The sequence below is a fragment of the Terriglobus sp. YAF25 genome, assembly GCF_052113305.1.
Lineage (GTDB): Bacteria > Acidobacteriota > Terriglobia > Terriglobales > Acidobacteriaceae > Terriglobus.
Genome location: NZ_JBFRCY010000618.1, coordinates 1 through 2,847 on the forward strand (window position 1 = coordinate 1; position 2,847 = coordinate 2,847).

The following is a 2,847-nucleotide window of genomic DNA, read 5'->3' on the forward strand; positions in this document are numbered from 1 at the left end:
GGCGTAGAGAGCGCCCGCAGTTGCATGGGCGTAGAGAGCGCCCGCAGTTGCATGTTGGCGCGCAAAGCTGCTGAGACAGGCCGCAGTGTGACCTGGGACGAGATCGAGGCTGACAAAGAAGAGTACAAGCTCGGTCTTGATCTTCGAAAGTACGTCTAACTACGGATTCAATCACGAATGCCCGGCACATCGCCGGGCATTCGTGTATTTACCGTCAGGATGCCGATGACAACGGCCACCAGGCACACGACATCTAATCTCCGGCAAGGAGAGATGCCCGATGCCGAAGATTACTACCGAAGGTGCTGCTGCGTTCGTTCCCGAAGATCGCAGCCTGCCTGTGCTTCGTCAGGCGGTACAACAATGCCACGGATGCGATCTCTATCGCCATGCGACCCAGGCCGTATTCGGCGAGCTGGAAACTCGCGAGGACGCCACGCGACCGAAGGTGGCGATGATGATGATCGGCGAACAGCCGGGCGATCAGGAGGACAGGCAAGGACGTCCGTTTGTTGGCCCTGCCGGCAAATTGCTCGATCAGTGTCTCGATGARGCACGGATCGATCGCCACGCCGTATACGTCACCAATACCGTCAAGCACTTCAAGTGGGAGCCTCGCGGAAAGCTTCGCATCCACAAGAAGCCCGGCATGCAGGAGATCCGGGCCTGCCGGCCATGGCTACAGGCCGAACTGGAGACGGTGCAGCCGCGATTGATTGTCTGCCTGGGCGCCGTTGCCGCGCAGTCGTTACTCGGCTCAAAGTTCAGGCTCACACAGGCGCATGGAGAGATTGAACAGGTAAAGGGGCTACCTCCGATTATCGCGACCTTACATCCCTCGGCAGTCCTTCGAGCGCGAACGGATGAAGACCGGCATCGCAGCCGGGAGATCCTTGTTGCGGACCTCAAACGGGCCGCAGACTATTTGAAGCATCCCCAACGTCACAGCAATGCAGCATGATCAAGGCGCCGCGATAGCAGCTGCCTGCATTGCGGGCAGCTCCGCAAACAGCATAGCCCGGGGATTATCCCGGGCTATGCTGTCACAACAGAGGTTCTGTTAGAAGATCTGGAAGTTCACGGCGACCGCCAGCTCTACCGCAACGGGTACACCGTTCTCGGTAGCAGGCTTGAAGCGGTATTGCCGTACAGCTTCGATTGCCTTGTCGTCCAGTCCCATGCCAACCGGACGCGGCACACGGACGCGTTGCGGGCGTCCCTGAGTATCAACGATCAGGCTAACAATGACTTCGCCCTGGAACTTGGCCTTACGGGCTTCTTCGCTGAACTCAGGTTCCGGGCCGTAGATCAACTGCGGTGCGAGAACACCATTGCCGATCCTTTTGACACCGCCACCGTAGTTTCCACCCGATCCCGGTCCGAGACCCGATCCGTTGCCGGACCCAATGCCGGTTCCGGAGCCGTTGCCGAGCGAGGAGACTCCGACTGCCGGAGCGTTCGGCATACCGAAGTTCGGCATATTCACATTCGACATCTTTAGGTCCTTCTGGACTTCAATTGTCGGCTCGATCTTGATCTTTGGCTCTACGAGAGGAGGCTTGTTCGGCGGAACAATCTGCTGGTCGGCAAACTTCGGAAGAGCGCCTTTAGTGACCGGCGTTGGGCCACGCTGACCGCCGCCGCCGCCCATGCGTTCCGCTGCCTTCAGCGAGACGGGCGGAGGCACCTTCGACATGTCGACGTTGCTGACGAGGGGCTTCGCCATGATCTGGACGACCTTGTTTTTCACAATCCAGACGATGGCAAGGATCACCAGCACATGCACCACCGCTGCTATAGCTGTGGACTTGGGATCACGTTTGACCTTCATGCGGTCGACGACCGCAATCGGCTTTGATTGCAATTGGAGCGGAGGCAGCTTCTCAGGGAAGAAGACGTCCTTCAGACTCGCCCATAGCGAGGTAAACACGTTTTCTTCCGTATTCTGGAGTTCTGTCCCGAAAATAGGCTCGGCGCTCTTACGGGCGTCGAACTGACCATCGTTCTTAGGATCGAGTCCCGGTGGCGTCAAAACAGTATTCGCCATAAGCTGCTTCGCAAACCTGGCCTGCGGGCCGTATTGCGCCCACACCCTTCTTCCAAATTCTCGCGCCGTTGGTGGACTACATCTCCCGGTCTGTTGCCGGTTCCTGCCACGTCGCGTTCAGCGTCTGGCTCCGCTCCTAGTTTACAGAGGTTTTCCCAGGCGCGCAGTCACTTTCTTTGACGCATGGAACCACATCCGGGTATACGGCTGCAATGCCCTGACAAAGTAAAATGATCTTTTGGTGACCTCGCGTACCAACTCAGGAAAAAGCATGTCAGATTCGCCCGCGCAGAAGCCGTTGAAGTCTACCCTGAACCTGCCCCAGACCGCCTTCCCCATGAAGGCCGGCCTTCCGCAGAACGAACCAGCACGCCTCCAGAAGTGGAACGAAAACGACCTCTATGGACAGATTCGTGCCGCCCGCGCCGGCGCGCCGAAGTACATTCTGCATGACGGCCCGCCATACGCCAATGGCGCTATCCATCTGGGCCATGCGCTGAATAAGTGCATCAAGGACTTCGTCGTTAAATCCAAGACGATGACGGGTTTCGACTCCCCCTATGTGCCCGGCTGGGACTGTCACGGCCTGCCCATCGAGATCAAGGTCGATGAGCAGCTTGGCCGTAAGAAGTTGGAAATGGATGCTGTTACCGTCCGCCAGCAGTGCCGCGACTACGCGCAGAAGTACGTGGATCTGCAACGCTCACAGTTCCGCCGCATGGGAGTCCTCGGCCGCTGGGATGATCCTTACCTGACGATGAGCTTCCCCTACGAAGCCCGCATCGTCGAGACCTTCTATG

Annotated in this window: 3 protein-coding genes; 2 read left to right on the plus strand and 1 reads right to left on the minus strand. The window is 58.3% G+C overall.

The annotated features are described in order from the left end of the window. The first annotated feature begins 280 nt into the window (after nt 1–280). Nucleotides 281–961: a UdgX family uracil-DNA binding protein gene (locus AB4043_RS21230; RefSeq protein WP_442299730.1), complete on the plus strand. Its 681-nt coding sequence runs from the start codon at nt 281–283 to the stop codon at nt 959–961. Nucleotides 962–1,060: 99 nt separating this feature from the next. Here the strand turns inward: AB4043_RS21230 and AB4043_RS21235 are convergent, their stop codons facing one another. Next, complete coding sequence (locus AB4043_RS21235) at nt 1,061–2,047, minus strand: energy transducer TonB (protein WP_442299731.1); 987 nt, start codon at nt 2,045–2,047, stop codon at nt 1,061–1,063. A gap of 271 nt (nt 2,048–2,318) precedes the next feature. Here AB4043_RS21235 and AB4043_RS21240 point away from each other — a divergent pair. Then, nucleotides 2,319–2,847: class I tRNA ligase family protein (locus AB4043_RS21240; protein WP_442308006.1), on the plus strand; the 529-nt coding region annotated here is incomplete at its 3' end.